The sequence below is a fragment of the Streptomyces sp. NBC_01446 genome (assembly GCF_026340095.1).
In the GTDB taxonomy this organism is placed as follows: domain Bacteria; phylum Actinomycetota; class Actinomycetes; order Streptomycetales; family Streptomycetaceae; genus Streptomyces; species Streptomyces aureus.
In genome coordinates this window covers 5,165,872-5,182,600 of record NZ_JAPEPO010000001.1, presented here as the reverse complement: position 1 = coordinate 5,182,600, position 16,729 = coordinate 5,165,872, and the positions used below count along the sequence as shown (strand labels likewise).

The 16,729-nt window shown below is 71.7% G+C and carries 11 protein-coding genes; 4 read left to right on the top strand and 7 right to left on the bottom strand.

Annotated features, from left to right (window positions below):
- Positions 1–221: 221 nt before the first annotated feature.
- Positions 222–2,039: a glycoside hydrolase family 3 protein gene (locus tag OG456_RS23265; RefSeq protein WP_266564027.1), complete on the top strand. Its 1,818-nt coding sequence runs from the start codon at positions 222–224 to the stop codon at positions 2,037–2,039.
- A gap of 168 nt (positions 2,040–2,207) precedes the next feature.
- Positions 2,208–2,783 carry a hypothetical protein gene (locus OG456_RS23260; protein WP_266569397.1) on the top strand — a complete coding sequence of 192 codons (576 nt, stop codon included), beginning with the start codon at positions 2,208–2,210 and terminating at the stop codon, positions 2,781–2,783.
- A gap of 9 nt (positions 2,784–2,792) precedes the next feature.
- Here OG456_RS23260 and OG456_RS23255 read toward each other — a convergent pair whose 3' ends face one another.
- From OG456_RS23255 to OG456_RS23225, 7 genes are all read right to left on the bottom strand, one after another.
- The gene (locus tag OG456_RS23255; RefSeq protein WP_266564026.1) at positions 2,793–4,220 is read right to left on the bottom strand and encodes a S28 family serine protease; all 1,428 of its coding nucleotides are present in this window, start codon (positions 4,218–4,220) and stop codon (positions 2,793–2,795) included.
- A 101-nt stretch (positions 4,221–4,321) separates the two neighbouring features.
- On the bottom strand, positions 4,322–4,714 hold the full coding sequence (locus OG456_RS23250; RefSeq protein WP_266564025.1) for a hypothetical protein: 393 nt from the start codon (positions 4,712–4,714) through the stop codon (positions 4,322–4,324).
- A 95-nt stretch (positions 4,715–4,809) separates the two neighbouring features.
- Positions 4,810–8,541 carry an ABC transporter ATP-binding protein gene (locus OG456_RS23245; protein ID WP_266564024.1) on the bottom strand — a complete coding sequence of 1,244 codons (3,732 nt, stop codon included), beginning with the start codon at positions 8,539–8,541 and terminating at the stop codon, positions 4,810–4,812.
- Between the two features lie 134 nt (positions 8,542–8,675).
- Positions 8,676–9,602, bottom strand: a complete 927-nt coding sequence (locus OG456_RS23240; RefSeq protein ID WP_266564023.1) for a serine hydrolase — start codon at positions 9,600–9,602, stop codon at positions 8,676–8,678.
- A 226-nt stretch (positions 9,603–9,828) separates the two neighbouring features.
- Positions 9,829–11,502 (bottom strand): thiamine pyrophosphate-binding protein, encoded by a 1,674-nt coding sequence (locus OG456_RS23235; protein ID WP_266564022.1) that lies wholly within the window; start codon positions 11,500–11,502, stop codon positions 9,829–9,831.
- Positions 11,503–11,605: 103 nt separating this feature from the next.
- Entirely contained in the window at positions 11,606–12,577 is a 972-nt protein-coding gene (gene speB, locus OG456_RS23230; RefSeq protein ID WP_266564021.1) for an agmatinase, read from the bottom strand.
- A 72-nt stretch (positions 12,578–12,649) separates the two neighbouring features.
- The gene (locus tag OG456_RS23225) at positions 12,650–14,128 is read right to left on the bottom strand and encodes a sodium:solute symporter (protein WP_266564020.1); all 1,479 of its coding nucleotides are present in this window, start codon (positions 14,126–14,128) and stop codon (positions 12,650–12,652) included.
- Between the two features lie 178 nt (positions 14,129–14,306).
- On the opposite strand from OG456_RS23225, the gene OG456_RS23220 reads away from it, so the two are divergent.
- Both OG456_RS23220 and OG456_RS23215 read left to right on the top strand, forming a co-directional pair.
- Positions 14,307–15,815 (top strand): PucR family transcriptional regulator, encoded by a 1,509-nt coding sequence (locus OG456_RS23220; protein ID WP_266564019.1) that lies wholly within the window; start codon positions 14,307–14,309, stop codon positions 15,813–15,815.
- 62 nt (positions 15,816–15,877) lie between these two features.
- Positions 15,878–16,669, top strand: a complete 792-nt coding sequence (locus tag OG456_RS23215) for a phosphatase (protein ID WP_266564018.1) — start codon at positions 15,878–15,880, stop codon at positions 16,667–16,669.
- The last annotated feature ends 60 nt before the right edge of the window (positions 16,670–16,729 follow it).

Genomic DNA, 16,729 nt, shown 5'->3' with positions numbered 1-16,729 from the left:
CTGGCTGCGAATGCTGACCACCCTCTCCGCCGCCTGCGGCCGGCAGCACGCCGTCACCGGCGCACCCCCTTCCTTCGCGCCGGTGACGGCCCCTCCCCCCACCCTTCTGCCGCCCCGACTGCGCGCACCCTTGACTGGCAGAAACTTTCCGGATAATCGTGACCCTCGGAAGTTTCTTTCAGGGTATGGATCACCAGTTCTCCTCCGGAAGGAGTGCGCACGTGCACCACAGCCTGTCCAGACGCACCCTGCTCGCCGCCGCCACCGCGGGCGCCGCCGCGGTCACCCTGTCCGGCGCCCCGGCCCAGGCCGACGACACGTCACGCAAGGGCAAGGACGCGCGACTCAAGCAGCTCATCTCCCGGATGAGCCTCGAGGAGAAGGTCGGCCAGCTCTTCGTGATGCGGGTCTACGGCCACTCCGCCACCGACCCCGACCAGGCCGACATCGACGCCAACCTCGCCGAGATCGGCGTCCGCACCGCGGCCGAACTGATCGACAAGTACAAGCTCGGCGGCATCATCTACTTCACCTGGGCGCACAACACCCGTGACCCGCACCAGATCGCCGACCTGTCGAACGGCATCCAGCGCGCGGGCCTCGCCCAGCCGAGCCGTATCCCGCTGCTCATCTCCACCGACCAGGAACACGGCATCGTCTGTCGCGTCGGCGAGCCCGCGACGCTCTTCCCGGGCGCCATGGCCATCGGTGCGGGCGGCTCCCGCTCCGACGCCCGCACCCTGGGCCGGATCGCCGGCGCCGAACTGCGCGCGGTCGGCATCCGCCAGAACTACGCGCCCGACGCCGACGTGAACATCAACCCGGCCAACCCGGTCATCGGCGTGCGCTCCTTCGGCGCCGACCCCGAGGCCGTCGCGGGTTTGGTCGCCTCCGAGGTCAAGGGCTACCAGAGCGCCGACATCGCCTCCACGGCCAAGCACTTCCCCGGCCACGGCGACACCGCCACCGACAGCCACTTCGGCTTCCCGATCATCACGCACACGCGCGAGCAGTGGCAGAAGATCGACGCGCCGCCGTTCAAGGCCGCGATCGCCGCGGGCATCGACTCGATCATGACCGCGCACATCATGGTCCCCGACCTCGACGGCTCGGGCGACCCGGCGACGCTCTCGCACCCGATCATGACGGGCATCCTGCGCCAGGAACTCGGTTTCGAGGGCCTCATCGTCACCGACTCCCTCGGCATGCAGGGCGTACGCGACAAGTACGGCGACGACCGCGTGCCGGTGCTCGCCCTGAAGGCGGGCGTGGACCAGCTCCTCAACCCGCCCTCCCTGGAGGTGTCCTGGAACGCCGTCCTCGACGCCGTGAAGAACGGCGAGCTCACGGAGGAGCGCCTCGACGAGTCGATCCTGCGCGTCCTGCGCCTCAAGGAGAAGCTGGGCCTGTTCGACGAGCCGTACGTCACCGGCCGCGGCGTCGACAAGACCGTCGGCACCCGGGAGCACCTGGCTGCCGCCGACCGCATCGCCGAGGCCACCACGACGCTCCTGCTCAACAAGAACGGGCTGCTCCCGCTGTCGCGCCGCACCCACAGGAACGTCCTCGTGGTCGGCGCCGACCCGGCCTCGCCCTCCGGCACGACGGGCCCGCCGACGACGACACTCGGCCAGGCCCTGACCGAACTCGGCTTCACCGCCACGGTGTTGTCGACCGGGACGGCACCGAACCAGGCGAAGATCGACGAGGCGGTCGCCGCCGCCCAGGGCAAGGACGCGGTCCTGGTCGGCACGTACAACGTCACGGCGGGCAGCGCTCAGCAGCGGCTCGTGAACGCCCTGGCCGCCACCGGCGTCCCGGTCGTCGCGGTCGCGATCCGCAACCCGTACGACATCGCGCAGGTGCCCGGCGTCGGGGCCTCGCTCGCCTCGTACTCGTGGACCGACGTCGAACTGCGGGCCGCGGTCCGGGTGATCGCCGGCCGGGCCAGGCCGCGGGGCAAGCTGCCCGTGCCGGTGCAGCGGGCCGACGATCCGGCGCAGGTGCTGTACCCGATCGGCTACGGGTTGTCGTACTAGACGTACGCCGCACACCCGGCGCACCACCCCCAACTGGCCCAAACCCCCCTGTACGCCTGGCGTGCGCCCGCCCCGGCGGGTCACGCTGAGGTGTGTATCGGGGGGATTGCCATGCTTGCGTGGAACAGGGCGCGGTGGGTGGGGGCGGTGTGCGCGGCGTTGCTCGCCATGACGCTCGCGGCGTGTCAGGGGTCGCCGAATCCGGGGTCCGGCGGGCCTTCGCCGGGGGCCAGCCGGTCCCCGTCGGGGTACGGGGCGGTGTTCCTCGCCGTGGACGAGTGCAGCTCGCGGGGGCGCGACACGTTCACCGAGGTGCCGTGCAGGAGCGAGCGGGCGGTGGCGCGGGTCACCGCGCGCTACGAGGGAAAGGTGGCGGACGGGCCGACGTGCCCGGCCCGCACCGACTTCGTCCTGCACATCAGCGAAGACCGGCCCTCGCTCGTCGGGAGCGACGGAACCACCGCCGGGGAGATCCCGCAGGGCTACGCCTGCATGCGCAACCTGGAGCCGCCGCACCCCGGGGATCCGGGGGGCGGCGGCGGGCCCCGCACGATCGTCGGGGACTGCGTGTACGCGGCGGGCCGCGGCCAGGTCCGCGAGACCGCCTGCGACGGCTCCGGCCGGGAGAAACCCCGGTACCGGGTGGCCGCCGCGGCGGTCGACCGCGCCGAGTGCCCTGCGCTCACGGCGTTGTACGTGATGCTGGGCGGGTCCGAACCGGTGGGATGCGCGGTCCGGGTGTAGCCCCGGCGGTTACGGCCGCAGGGTCAGCTCGCGCTGGACGTCACGCTTGTCGAGCCTGGCGTCGTACGGGGCCAGCGGCTTGGCGGCCTGCGCGGCGGGGGCGGAGACCCCGGCCCACTTCAGGATCCGCTCCGTGGCGAACGTCTTGTCGTCGGCGTTCAGACCGGCGACGTTCGCCCCGTGGTTGGCGCCGGGGGCGGTGAGCACGTACGAGTCCGTCGAGCCCTTGCCGGGACGGAACCTCTCGGCGCCCCACGGGTCGTTGGAGCCGTAGACGTACAGCATCCGCGTCGCGTGGTGGCGCACCCAGGAGTCCACGTCGCGCATCGCCGACGGCTGGAACTTCATCGGGATGGAGCGCGGCACGAAGTTGCGCGGCGGCTGGTAGCCGTAGCGCGACAGGTTGCCCAGCCAGGGCTGCTTGATGTCGGGCGAGCCGAGCTGCGTACCCGCCTGGTAGTAGTACGGCGTGTACGTGGCGAGGCTCTGGTCCGCGTACGAGGACCAGCCGCCGACCGCGTCGACGTAGTCGAAGAGCGCCTGGTCCGTGACCGTCGCGGCGTCGGGCACCTCGGCGCACGCCGTCTGCGACGGCTGGTACTGCCAGAAGCCCCACACCAGGTCGAGGACGGTGGCCTCGTAGGCCTTGTCCAGCGAACCGACCGTGTCCAGCGTGTAGTTGTTGGCCTTCAGGTACTCCGCGTACTTCTTCTCCAGGGCGTCGCGGCGCACCAGCGTCTCGCGCTGCACGTTCTGCAGCGCCACGCGGCAGTCCTTCGGGCCGACCGTCTTGAAGAAGTCGTCGTACGCCGAGTCCTCCTTGTTCACGACGTCGTTCGGGGCGACGTACGCGACGACGCCGTCCATGTCGCGCGGGTAGAAGCGCTCGTAGTACGTGGCCGTCATGCCGCCCTTGGAGCCGCCGGTGGTCAGCCAGTTCTTGCCGTAGATCGGCTTGAGGGCCTCGTAGATGCCGTGCTGGTCACTGGCCGCCTGCCAGATGTCGAGCTTGGACCAGTCGGCCGGGGCGGGCCGGGAAGGGGTGAAGTAGCGGTACTCCACGGAGATCTGGTTGCCGTCGACGATGCGGGTCGGCTCGCTGCGGCTGGGCGTCGTGGACACGTTGTAGCCGCTGGTGAACATGACCGTCGGGCGGCTGACGTCCTTGTGCAGCACGGTGATGCGCTGCTGGAACGTGCCCTTGGACGGGTGCCGGTGGTCGACCGGCTGGGTGTAGTTGAGGACGAAGTAGCGGTAGCCGGTGTAGGGCTTCTCCTCCACCAGGCTCATGCCGGGTATGGCGAGGAGCCGGTCCTTGATATCGGTACTGGTGTCGGCGGCCGCCGGCCGGGCCTGAGCGGCGGTGGCCGCTGTGGCCGTACTCGCGGTGCCTATCAGCACCACGAGCGCCAGCAACCATCTCAGCGCATTGCGCATGCATACTCCCCTGTAGAACACAGATGCGCACCGGAACCTAGCGGAGGAACATCCGTTCTGTCAGGGGTTCTTGGTGTTCTGTGAGCGCACGGGGCACGCGTTCAGCAGAAGATCCAGCCCGAGCTCACCGACGCCCCTCCGACCGCGCCCCTCACCCACACGCAGCGGTGGCCCGTGTGGACGGTCACCGGTCCCGCGTGGTGGGTGTAGCGCCCGCTGTCCTGAACGGGCCTGCTGCCGCGCGCCTGCACGCTGACCGACATCTTCTGCCGTACGCCTTCGCGCTTGGGGAGGGTGACCGCGCAGAGGTAGTTGCCGCTGCGGTAGAGGACCGTCCTGCCGGTGGAGAACGGCAGGGTGCGCACCTTGTGGCCGGGACAGAGCGCCGCTGCCTGGGCCGTGCCCACGGCCGGCCCCGCGAGGGCCAGCAGCGCCGAGGAGGTCAGTACTGCTGCCGCGGCCGCCAGCCGTCTGCGTATGGCGCCCTCGCTCATGCCTCCACCCACCGTCGCCCCTCCAGTCACGTGTGCCACAGCGTACTGATGAACGGACGCCGCACACACACCCGGTGGTTGCACCGGTCCCGCCGTCAGAGCGAAGAGCTGATCTCCGCCTCGGGCTCGGGCTCGCCGGCGAAGGTCCGCCACAGCTCGGCGTACCGCCCGCCGAGCGCGAGGAGCTCGGCGTGCGTGCCGTCCTCCGCGACGCGCCCGTCGGCCATCACCACGACCCGGTCGGCGCGGGCCGCGGTGGTGAGGCGGTGCGCGACGACGAGGGTCGTGCGCTTGCCCGCAATCCGGTCCGTGGCCTGGTTGACCTGGGCCTCCGTAGCAAGGTCGAGCGCGGCGGTCGCCTCGTCGAGCAGCAGGATGTCGGGGTCGACGAGCTCGGCGCGGGCCAGGGCGATCAACTGCCGCTGCCCGGCCGACAGGTTGCGGCCGCGCTCCGCGACCTCATGGAGGTAGCCGCCCTCAAGGGTGGCGATCATCTCGTGCGCGCCGACCGCGCGGGCCGCCGACTCCACCTGGGCGTCGGTCGCGTCGGGACGGCCGTAGGCGATGGCGTCGCGCACGGTGCCCTGGAAGAGGTACGCCTCCTGCGGCACGACGCCGAGGCGGTGGCGGTAGCTCGTCAGGTCGAGGGCGCGCAGGTCGGTGCCATCGACGGTGACGCGGCCCGCCGTCGGGTCGTAGAAGCGGGCGACGAGCTTGACGAGGGTCGACTTGCCCGCGCCGGTCTCGCCGACGAAGGCGACGGTCTGCCCGGCGGGGATGCGCAGGGCCACGTCGCTGAGCGCCGCCTCGGAGCCGTCGGCGGCCCCGTACGCGAAGTCCACGTCCTCGAAGGCGATCTCGCCGCGCAGGGAGAGGACGTCGAGGGGTTCCTCGGCGTCCTTCGTGGACGTCGGCTCCTGGAGCAGCTCCTGGATGCGGCCGAGCGAGACGGTGGCCTGCTGGTAGCCGTCGAAGACCTGGGAGAGCTGCTGCACGGGCGCGAAGAACAGGTCGATGTAGAGGAGGTACGCGACGAGCGCGCCGGTCGTCAGGGTGCCCGCCTCGACCCGGCCCGCGCCCACCATCAGGACCGCGGCCGCGGCGACGGACGACAGGAACTGCACGAACGGGAAGTACACCGAGATCAGCCACTGGCCGCGGATACGGGCGCTGCGGTAGGCGCCGCTGCGCTCGGCGAACCGCTGGGCGCCCGAGCGCTCGCGCCGGAACGCCTGCACGATCCGCAGCCCGGCGACGGACTCCTGGAGGTCGGCGTTGACCACCGAGACACGCTCACGGGCGAGTTCGTACGCCTTGACGCTGGAGCGGCGGAAGAAGAACGTGCCGACGATCAGCGGCGGCAGCGTCGCGAAGACGACCAGGGCGAGCTGGACGTCGATGACGAGGAGCGCGCCCATGATGCCGAAGAACGTGACGACGGAGACGAACGCGGTGACGAGACCGGTCTGGAGGAACGTCGACAGGGCGTCCACGTCGGTCGTCATCCGGGTCATGATGCGCCCGGTCAGCTCCCGCTCGTAGTAGTCGAGCCCGAGCCGCTGGAGCTGGGAGAAGATCTTCAGGCGCAGCGAGTAGAGGACCCGCTCGCCGGTGCGTCCCGTCATGCGGGTCTCGCCGATCTGCGCGCACCACTGGACGAGGACGGTGACCAGGCCGAGCCCGGCGGCCGCCCACACGGCGCCGATCGCGAGCTGCGACACGCCCTCGTCGATGCCGTGCCGGATCAGCACGGGCAGCAGCAGGCCCATGCCGGCGTCGAGGGCGACGAGCACGAGGCTGATCAGCAAGGGCGCGCCGAATCCGCGCAGCAGGCGGCGCAGCCCGTACGACTCCTCGGCCGTCACCGCGCGCGCCTCGTCGATGTCCGGGGCGTCGGTCGCGGCCGGCAGGGCATCGACCTGCGCGAGCAGTTCCGGCGTCGCGGGCATCCCGGAGAGCGCTGTGTCCTTCGGCTCCCGGTCACCCGTCCACAGGGTGGGGGTGATGCCTCGCTCGGCGTCGAACTCGGCGTCCAGCTCGTCGCGTACGGAGGTGTCCTCGTCCCGGAGCGCGGGCGCGATGTGGCCCGGCGAGACCCCGCCGAGCTCGTCGGGGTCGGTGAGCAGGCGCCGGTAGAGGGCCGATCCGGCTTCCAGCTCCTCGTGGGTGCCGATCGCGGCGAGGCGCCCGCCGTCGAGGACGGCGATGCGGTCGGCGAGGCCGAGGGTGGAGCGGCGGTGGGCGATGAGGAGGGTGGTGCGGCCGGCCATGACGCCGCGCAGCGCCTCGTGGATCTCGTGTTCCACGCGCGCGTCGACGGCGGACGTGGCGTCGTCGAGGACGAGGAGGCGGGGGTCGGTGAGGATGGCGCGGGCGAGCGCGATGCGCTGGCGCTGGCCGCCGGAGAGCGTGAGGCCGTGCTCGCCGACGGTCGTGTCGTAGCCGTCGGGGAGCTCCGCGATGAAGCGGTCGGCCTGGGCGGCGCGGGCCGCGGTCTCGATCTGCTCGTCGCTCGCGTCGGGGGCGCCGTACGCGATGTTCGCGCGGATGGTGTCGGAGAAGAGGAAGGAGTCCTCGGGCACGAGCCCGATCGCGGCCCGCAACGAGTCGAGGGTCAGTTCGCGCACGTCGTGGCCGCCCACGAGGACGGCGCCGTGCGTGACGTCGTAGAAGCGCGGCAGGAGCAGCGAGACGGTCGACTTGCCGGAGCCGGAGGAGCCGACGACGGCGAGGGTCTGGCCGGCCGGGATCTCGAAGGACAGTCCGTCGAGGACGGTCCGGTCGGCGCCCTCGTACGAGAACGACACGTCGTCGAACTCGACGGTCGCGGGGGCGTCGGCGGGCAGTTCCTTCTTGCCGTCCTCGATGGACGGCTCCGTGTCGATCAGTTCGAGAACGCGCTCGACGCCGGCGCGGGCCTGCTGGCCGACGGTCAGGACCATGGCGAGCATACGGACGGGGCCGACGAGCTGGGCGAGGTAGCTGGAGAACGCGACGAACGTGCCGAGCGTGATCTGGCCGCGGACCGCGAGCCAGCCGCCGAGCGCGAGCATCGCGACCTGGCCGAGAGCCGGCACGGCCTGGAGCGCGGGGGTGAACTTGGAGTTCAGGCGGATGGTGCGCAGGCGGCCGGCGAACAGCCGCCGCCCGACCTCCCTGAGCTTCCCGGTCTCCTGGTCCTCCTGCCCGAAGCCCTTCACGACGCGTACGCCGGAGACGGCCCCGTCCACGACCCCGGCGACGGCGGCGGCCTGCGCCTGCGCGTACCAGGTGGCGGGGTGGAGGCGGGAGCGGCTGCGCTTGGCGATGAACCAGAGGGCGGGGGCGACGGCGAGCGCGACGAGGGTGAGCGGCAGGGACAGCCACGCCATGATCCCGAGGGAGATCAGGAAGAGCAGGACGTTCCCGATGGTCATCGGGAGCATGAAGAGCAGGCCCTGGATGAGCTGGAGGTCGCTGGTCGCCCGGCCGACGACCTGGCCGGTGGACAGCTCGTCCTGGCGCCGGCCGTCGAGCCGGGTGATCGTTCCGTACATCTCGTTGCGCAGGTCGTGCTGGACGTCGAGCGCGAGGCGGCCACCGTAGTAGCGGCGGATGTAGGTGAAGACGTAGACGACGAGGGCGGCGCCGATCAGAGCGCCCGCCCACGGGCCCATGGAGCGGGTGTGGTCCTGGACCACGTCATCGATGATCACCTTGGTGATCAGCGGCACCAGCGCCATGACGGCCATGCCGCCCAGAGACGCGCCGAGCGCGAGCACGACGTCCTTCGGGTACCGCCACGCGTACCCGGCGAGACGCCGACCCCAGCCCCGTTGCTCCGCCACGTGTCCGCCTCCTGTTGTCCTGACCTGCCGAGAGGCCCAACGCGGAGACCGGCGGATTTCATCCCGCCGCAACAAAACGGGGAGCAGACCGGGACCAAGGTCCGAGCCGCCCTGGTCCTCAGGTCCCGGGTCCGTCAGCTTTCGGGCACGGCGACGAACGCCTCCTTGGGGGTGGTGGTCGGCGTGTAGCGGGACGCCGCCGGGGCGGTAGGGATCAGGTCCTTGTGGATCGCCTTGGCCACGCCCTGGATCGTGTTCACGCCGTAACTCATCGTGCTGTTGCCGTGGGTGAGCACGGAGATCGTGTAGTCGTGGCCGCCCCCGTCGAACGCGCCGATGCTGTGCACACGCCAGCCGTGCGTGGAGCGCTCCAGCCAGCCGTTCTTGACGTGCACGGCGACGGACGAGGGCGCACCGGCCGGGGTGCCCCACCGCTGTGACGACACGACCTTCCCCATGAGCTTGAGGATGTAGGCGCGGGAGTTGTCACTGAGGACGGAGTTCTTGGCGGTGACCAGCGACAGCAGCTTCTGCTCGTCCTGGACGTTGATCTGGGTCAGCCCCCAGTAGCCGCCGGACCCCGGCACGGTCCGCGTCATCCCGGCGGCCTTCAGGAAGCCCTTCACCTTCGTCGTGCCGAGCTGCTTCCACAGCGATGTGGTGGCCGCGTTGTCCGACTTGGTGATCATGGCGGTGGCGAGGTTCGCCTCGCGCGTCGTCAGATACCGGTTGGTCTTCTTGGCATCCCAGAGCAGCGTGGCGAGAACGGTCACCTTCACGACACTGGCGGAGTCGTACGAGGACGTGGCCCGGAGCGAGCACGTGGTGTTCGTGGTCCGGTCGTAGAGCCCGACGGCGACGGTGCCCTTACGGGTCGCGAGGGCGGCGGTGATGTCCTTCTGAATCTTCGCGGCGAGGCCGGCCTTGCCGGAGGTACAGGTGACCTGCGGTGTGGTCGCGGCGGACGCGGGCGCGGCACCCGCGACCACGGGCACGAGCACCCCGGCGGCGACGACCGCCGGGAGCACGCGGGCAGCACGTATGGATATTCGGCGAGTCATGCGGTTCCCCCCAGATCGAAACGAGCACGCCTCCAGCGCACTCGTTTCAGATGACTCTCGAATGGGGGCGAAGGGTTGTACGAACCCCGACAGATCCGGGAGCGCGTCATGGAGCTGCTCGGCACCCCGTACGCAACCCCTGGCGGACCAGGGACCGGACACGCCGACGGCCCCCGGAAGACATCTCCCGGGGGCCGTCGCGTGATCGACCGATCTGCTGGTCGCCTCAGCCCAGATGCGTAGGCGCGAACATCTTCAGCAGTGCCGGGAGCACCACGACCGACGGGCCCGGTTCCGCGAGTGCCTTCTCCAGGTCGGCGCGCAGCGTCTCCGGGGACGTCCGTACGCCCGGGACCCCGAACGACTCCGCCAGTGCCACGAAGTCCGGGCGGGCGAGCTCCGTCGCCGTCGCCTCGCCGAACGCGTCCGTCATGTACTCGCGCAGGATGCCGTAGCCGCCGTCGTCCACGATCAGCCAGGTCACCGGCAGGTTGTACTGCTTCGCCGTGGCCAGTTCCGCGATCGAGTACATCGCGCCGCCGTCGCCCGAGACCGCGAGGACCGGCTTCGACGGGTCGGCCGCGGCGGCGCCGAGCGCGGCCGGGAAGCCGTAGCCGAGGCCGCCCGCGCCCTGCGCCGAGTGCAGCGCGCCCGGCCATGCCGACCAGGCCCAGTACGCCAGGATCGTCATGTCCCAGAAGGAGGGGGAGGAGGCCGGGAGTGCCGCCCTCACCGAACCCAGGATCTCGCGTTCGAAGGACAGGTCCTGGCCGTCGAGGCGTTCGCGGACCGCCGCGAGGAGCGTCGCGACCCGTTCGGACACCGACGGGTCCGGGCGTTCGGTGACCGTCTCCAGGAGCGCCGAGAGCGCCAGGCGCGCGTCGGCGTGGATGCCGAGCGCCGGGTGGTTGGACTCCAGCTTTCCGGCGTCCGCCTCGATCTGGATCACCCGGCCGCGCGGCGCGAACGTGTGGTAGTTCGAGGAGAGTTCGCCCAGGCCCGAGCCGATGACCAGCAGGACGTCCGCGTCCTCCAGGAGGTCCGTCGTGTGGCGGTCCTCCATCCACGACTGGAGCGAGAGCGGGTGCTCCCAGGGGAACGCGCCCTTGCCGCCGAAGGTGCACACGACCGGGGCGTTGACCTTCTCCGCGAGCGCGACCAGCTTGCCGCTCGCGTCCGACCGTACGACGCCGCCGCCCGCGATGATCACGGGACGCTCGGCGCGCGACAGCAAGTCGGCTGCCACAGCGGTCAGTTCGGGGCGGGGCACGAGGTCGCGCGGGGTCGCGTCCATCGCCGTGACGACCGGAAGGGTGGTCGCCGCGAGGAGTACGTCCTGCGGGATCTCCACCCAGACCGGCCCGTGCGGCGCGGTGAGGGCGGACTCCCAGGCGGCGGCGATCGCGGAGGGGATCTGCGACTGCGTCCGCACGGTGTGGACGGACTTGACCACGTCCCGGAACGAGGCCTGCTGGTCGCGGAGTTCGTGCAGATAGCCGTGGCGTCCGCCGCCGAGCCCGGCGACCGGGATCTGGCTGCCGATGGCCAGGACCGGCGCCGACGCGGCCGCCGCCTCCTGGAGCGCGGCCAGCGACATCAGCGCGCCGGGTCCGGTGGAGAGCAGGAGGGGCGCGACCTCACCGGTCACGCGCCCGTACGCGTCGGCCGCGAAGCCCGCGTTGTTCTCCACACGCAGGCCCACGTACCGCAGGTCCGAGCGGCGCAGCGCGTCGAACATGCCGAGCGCGTGCTGGCCGGGGAGGCCGAAGACGGTGGACGCGCCGAGGCCGTGCAGGGTCTCGACGACGAGGTCGCCGCCGTTGCGGCCGGCGGGCGGGTTCAGCGCGGCCGTCGTCTGCGCGGCGGTGGGCAGCAGTTCCAGGTCGTGGTCGTGGGTCATGGGTCCCTCGGGGCGTGGCGTGGTCGGTCGGGTGCGGCCCGGTGGCCGGGTTGTGCCCACACGTTCCTCCCCCGCGGAACGAGTGCCCACAACCCGACGGGGACTACTTCGCCGCGCGGCTCTGCGCGATCTGGCGGGACATGATCGTCGTCAGCTCGTACGCGGTGTGCGAGGCGGCGACGGCGGTGATCTCCGCGTGGTCGTAGGCCGGGGCGACCTCGACGACGTCGGCGGAGACGAGGTTGCAGGACGACAGGCCGCGCAGGATCTCCAGGAGCTCGCGCGAGGTCATGCCGCCGGCCTCGGGGGTGCCGGTGCCGGGCGCGTGGGCCGGGTCGAGGCAGTCGATGTCGATGGAGATGTACAGCGGGCGGTCGCCGATGCGCTGACGCAGCTGGTCGGCGACCTCGTCGGCGCCGCGGCGGTAGATGTCCGCCGAGGTGACGATGCCGAAGCCCATCTTCTCGTCGTCGGTGAGGTCCTGCTTGCCGTACAGCGGGCCGCGCGTGCCGACGTGGGAGAGGGCCTCGGTGTCGAGGATGCCCTCCTCGACGGCGCGACGGAACGGGGTGCCGTGCGTGTACTCGGCGCCGAAGTACGTGTCCCACGTGTCGAGGTGCGCGTCGAAGTGGAGCAGCGCGACCGGGCCGTGCTTCTTGGCGACCGAGCGCAGCAGCGGCAGCGCGATGGTGTGGTCGCCGCCGAGCGTCATCATGCGGGCGCCGGTGCCGAGGAGGTCGTCGGCCGCGGCCTCGATCGTCTCGACGGCCTCGTTGATGTTGAACGGGTTGGCCGCGATGTCACCGGCGTCCGCGACCTGCGCGAGGGCGAACGGGGAGGCGTCCTGCGCCGGGTTGTAGGGGCGCAGCAGCCGGGACGCCTCGCGGATCGCGTTGCCGCCGAAGCGGGCGCCCGGCCGGTACGAGACGCCCGTGTCGAAGGGCACGCCCACGACGGCCACGTCCGCGGTGCCCACCTCGTCGAGGCGGGGCAGCCGGGCGAAGGTGGCGGGACCGGCGTACCGCGGGACGCGGGAGGAGTCGACCGGACCGCGGGGCGTCTCGTTGCTGCTCATGCGAATTGCCTTCTTTCCTACGCTGCTTGGCGCCGCGCAGCCCTAGGCGGGGCTACGCGGCGCTTTCCGAATTTACTGGGTGGCGGTGGCCGGCTCCGCGTCCGTCTCCGCCTCGGCCCCGCGCCCGGCGAGCCGCTCGCGCCAGGCGGCGAGCACCGCGGCGTCGGTCGGCTTGGTGGCGAGGGAGACGATGACGAAGGCGGCGAGGGAGAGCAGGAGGCCGTAGTAGACGGGCTCGTTGGCGAGGATCCCGTAGCCCCACATCAGGCCGATGACGGAGAGTCCGCCGACGGAGACCGCGGCGAGGGCGCCGGCCACGGTGCCGCGCTTCCACAGCAGGCCGCCGAGGATCGGCACGAGGAGCCCGGCGACGAGCAGGTTGTAGGCGACGGTCAGGGCCTCGACGACGTTGTTGAGCGCGATGGCGATGCAGATCACCGCGACGCCCATGATCAGGATGAAGAGGCGGTTGCCCTTCACCTCGTCGTGGGGCCCGTCCTTGTCGCCGCCCGAGGGCTTGATGGCGCCCCGCAGCCGCGACCAGATGTCGTTGTTGGCGACGGTGGCGCAGGCGATCAGCGCGCCGGACGAGGTCGACATGACGGCGGCGAGCGCGGCGGCGAGCACCAGGCCGCGCACACCGATGGGGAGCTCGTCCTTGACGATGGTCGCGAACGCGGCGTCGGCGCTGGGCAGCTTCGGGTACATGACCTTCGCGGCGGTGCCGATGACGGCTCCGGCGACGGCGTAGACCAGGCAGTAGGTGCCCGCGACGGTGCCGCCGACACGGGCGACCTTGTCGCTGCGGGCCGTGAACACGCGCTGCCAGATGTCCTGGCCGATCAGCATGCCGAACGTGTAGATCAGGACGTACGTGAAGATCGTCTCGCCGCCGATGCCCAGCGGGTCGAAGTACTCGGTGGGCAGCTTGGCCTTCATCTCGCTGAAGCCGCCGGCCTTGATGACGGCGATCGGCAGCAGCAGGAGCAACACGCCGATGGTCTTCACCACGAACTGCACCATGTCGGTGAGGGTGATGGACCACATGCCGCCGAGCGTCGAGTACGCGACGACGATCGAGCCGCCGAGGATGATCGCGATGGTGCGGTTCATGTCGAACAGCACGTCGAAGATCGTGGCGTAGGCGATGGTCGAGGTGACGGCGAGCATCAGCGTGTACGCCCACATCACGACGCCGGAGATGAGTCCGGACCGGCCGCCGTAGCGCAGGTCGAGCATCTCGGAGACGGTGTAGACCTTCAGGCGGGCGATGCGCGCCGAGAAGAACACGGACAGCGCGAGCAGGCCGAGGCCGATGGTGAAGACCATCCACGCGCCGGACAGGCCGTACTGGTAGCCAAGGCCCACGCCGCCGATGGTGGAGGCGCCGCCGAGGACGATCGCGGCCATGGTGCCGGAGTACATCATCGGGCCGAGCCTGCGGCCCGCCACGAGGAACTCGCTCTTGGACTTGGCGCGGCGCATGCCCCACCAGCCCATGGCGAGCATGCCGGCGAGATAGACGACGATCACTGTGTAGTCGACGGCCATAGGGCCCTCCTTCGCGCACCTCGGTGGCGTGTCGTGCAGATGGGGGTGGGTGACCGGCCGTGGGGACATCCGCCCGTACCCGAGGCCTGCGGTCGGCACGACCTTAGGTGGCCTGAAAGCAACGCTGAAGTGTACTTTTTATCCACTCTCTCGCGACTGGATGGAGAAAACGTCCACCATGCCGGACGCAACCCGGCCCGCGGCGGGGCCGTCAGGCCCCTCTGTGCCCCCCGCACCGGCCGTTCCGCCGACCCCGCCGGTGCCGCTCACCGCGCTGCTCGCCCGCGAGGACCTGGGCCTGCGCCAGATCGCGGGCCCGCCCGTGGGCCCCGACACGGTGATCCACTGGGCGCACACGTCCGAGATGGCCGACCCGTACCCGTATCTGCTCGGCGGTGAGCTGCTGCTGACCGCCGGGGTGCACGCGACGGAGTCGGCGGGCACGGGTCCCTATTACGACGACTACGTGGCACGGATCGTCGCGGCGGGCGGGGCGGCGCTCGGCTTCGGGCTCGCGCCGGTGCACGACACGGTGCCGCGCGCCCTGGTCGAGGCCAGCGAGCGGCACGGGCTGCCGCTCTTCGAGGTGCCGCCCCACTCCACGTTCAGCGGGGTGACCCGCGCGGTGTGGCAGCTGATGGCCCAGGCGCGCCACGCGGAACTGCGCCGCGTCAGCGAGGCGCAGCAGGGCCTCGCCACGGCGGCGGCGCGCCCCTACCCGGTGCCCGCGGTGCTGCGGCAGCTGGCGCAGCGCACCGGCGGCTGGGCGGTGCTCACGGCGCCGGACGGCACGGAGGTCGGCCGGGCCGGCCCCGACCCGTCGGCCGAGGTGAGCGCGGCGATGGCGCAGCTGATGCGGATCGTGCGCCCCGGCGAGACCCGTCTCTTCCCCGCGCCCACGTCGGCGGCGGACACGGTGGGCGGCACGCAGCTGGCGGCGTACGCGCTGGGCGGCGGCCAGGGCTACGCGCTGGGGACGGCGGTCGGCCACCGCGACCCCGGCGACCACACCATCGCGGGGGTGGCGGTGGTCCTGCTCTCCCTGCTCACGGGCGAACACCAGACGACGGCCGAGGCGGCGCGTTCGGCGGCCCTGGTCCGGCTGCTGCTCGGCGAGGAGCCGGCCGCCGTCGCGGCGCTGCTCGGCGACGGCACGTGGCGGGTGGTGCACGCCGCACCCGACCGTCCGTCCCCTCCCCCCGTCTCGCTCGGCACTCCCCTCCTCGACGCGACCGACTCCCTCGTACGCGCCCTGCTCCCCGCGGACCAGGAGGTCGTCGCCCAGGAGGGCTGGGTGATGGGGGTGAGCGGCACGGCGCCCACGGACGACCTGGCGGCGGCGGACGCGCAGGCCTCGCGTGCCCTGACCCGGGCGAAGGCGACCCGCGCCGCGCTCGTGCACCATCACGCGGACGCGCGGGGACTCGCCTCGCTCCTCGACCCCGGGGAGGTGACGGCGCACGCCCGGACGCTCCTCGCCCCGATCGCGCACACGCCCGCGCTGACCGAGACACTGCGTACGTGGCTGTCCCTGCACGGGAGTTGGGACCGCACGGCCACCGCGCTCGCCGTCCACCGCAACACCGTGCGGCAGCGCATCGCGAAGTGCGCCACGCTCCTGGACACCGACCTGGACGACCCCGACGTGCGCATGGAGCTGTGGTTCGCCCTGCGCCACACAGAGTGACACCCGTCCCACCCTCCGGGACATCGGGGCTCCTCACAGCGCCCGACGGCACAATGGGGGGCATGCCGATACCCGGGATCCCCAGCCGCGCCGCGCTCGTCGACCATCTGATCCGCACCCGCATCGCGGGCGACGTGGCCACACCCCGCGACAACAACCTCTCCCACTACCGCAGGCTCGCGAACGGCGACCGCCACTACTGGCTCGGCCTGGAGCTCGGCGACCGCTGGACCGACGAGCAGGACGTCCTCGCGGTGATGGCGGAGCGCTGCGGCGTGAACGACGACCCCGAGTACCGCTTCGGCCAGGACACCATCGACCCTCAGCTCACGGTCGACGCCCTGGACCGGATGGGCGCCCGGCTGCGCAAGGCGGCGGCCGGCAACGAGCGCGTCCTGTTCGCGACGGGCCACCCGGGCGGCCTCCTCGACGTGCACCGCGCGACGGCCGCGGCGCTGCGCGCGGAGGGCTGCGAGATCGTCGTGATCCCCGAGGGCCTGTCGACGGACGAGGGCATGGTCTTCCAGTTCGCGGACGTGGCGGTCCTGGAGCGCGGCGCGACCCTTTGGCACACGCATTCCCCGGACCCCATGGCGCGGATCCTGGACGGCCTGGAGCGCGAGGGGCGCCCGCTGCCGAACCTCGTCGTCGCCGACCACGGCTGGGCGGGCTGCGCGGGCCAGCGGGGGATCGACTCGATCGGATACGCGGACTGCAACGACCCGGCGCTGTTCGTCGGCGAGGCGGAGGGCACCCTTCAGGTGACGGTGCCGCTCGACGACCACGTCACGAGCCCGCGCCACTACGACCCGATGACGGCCTATCTCCTCGACGCGGCCGGCCTCAGAGCCTGACTTTGAACCCCCGCCTGCGCCCCGCCGCCCGACACGCACCCTCGCACCGACCGCCGCTGC

Coding starts and splice junctions, on each gene's coding strand:
- OG456_RS23260 (WP_266569397.1), top strand. CDS start 2,208: ATGACGCTCGCGGCGTGTCAGGGGTCGCCGAATCCGGGGTCCGGCGGG.
- OG456_RS23255 (WP_266564026.1), bottom strand. CDS start 4,220: ATGCGCAATGCGCTGAGATGGTTGCTGGCGCTCGTGGTGCTGATAGGC.
- OG456_RS23250 (WP_266564025.1), bottom strand. CDS start 4,714: ATGAGCGAGGGCGCCATACGCAGACGGCTGGCGGCCGCGGCAGCAGTA.
- OG456_RS23240 (WP_266564023.1), bottom strand. CDS start 9,602: ATGACTCGCCGAATATCCATACGTGCTGCCCGCGTGCTCCCGGCGGTC.
- OG456_RS23235 (WP_266564022.1), bottom strand. CDS start 11,502: ATGACCCACGACCACGACCTGGAACTGCTGCCCACCGCCGCGCAGACG.
- speB (WP_266564021.1), bottom strand. CDS start 12,577: ATGAGCAGCAACGAGACGCCCCGCGGTCCGGTCGACTCCTCCCGCGTC.
- OG456_RS23225 (WP_266564020.1), bottom strand. CDS start 14,128: ATGGCCGTCGACTACACAGTGATCGTCGTCTATCTCGCCGGCATGCTC.
- OG456_RS23220 (WP_266564019.1), top strand. CDS start 14,307: ATGCCGGACGCAACCCGGCCCGCGGCGGGGCCGTCAGGCCCCTCTGTG.
- OG456_RS23215 (WP_266564018.1), top strand. CDS start 15,878: ATGCCGATACCCGGGATCCCCAGCCGCGCCGCGCTCGTCGACCATCTG.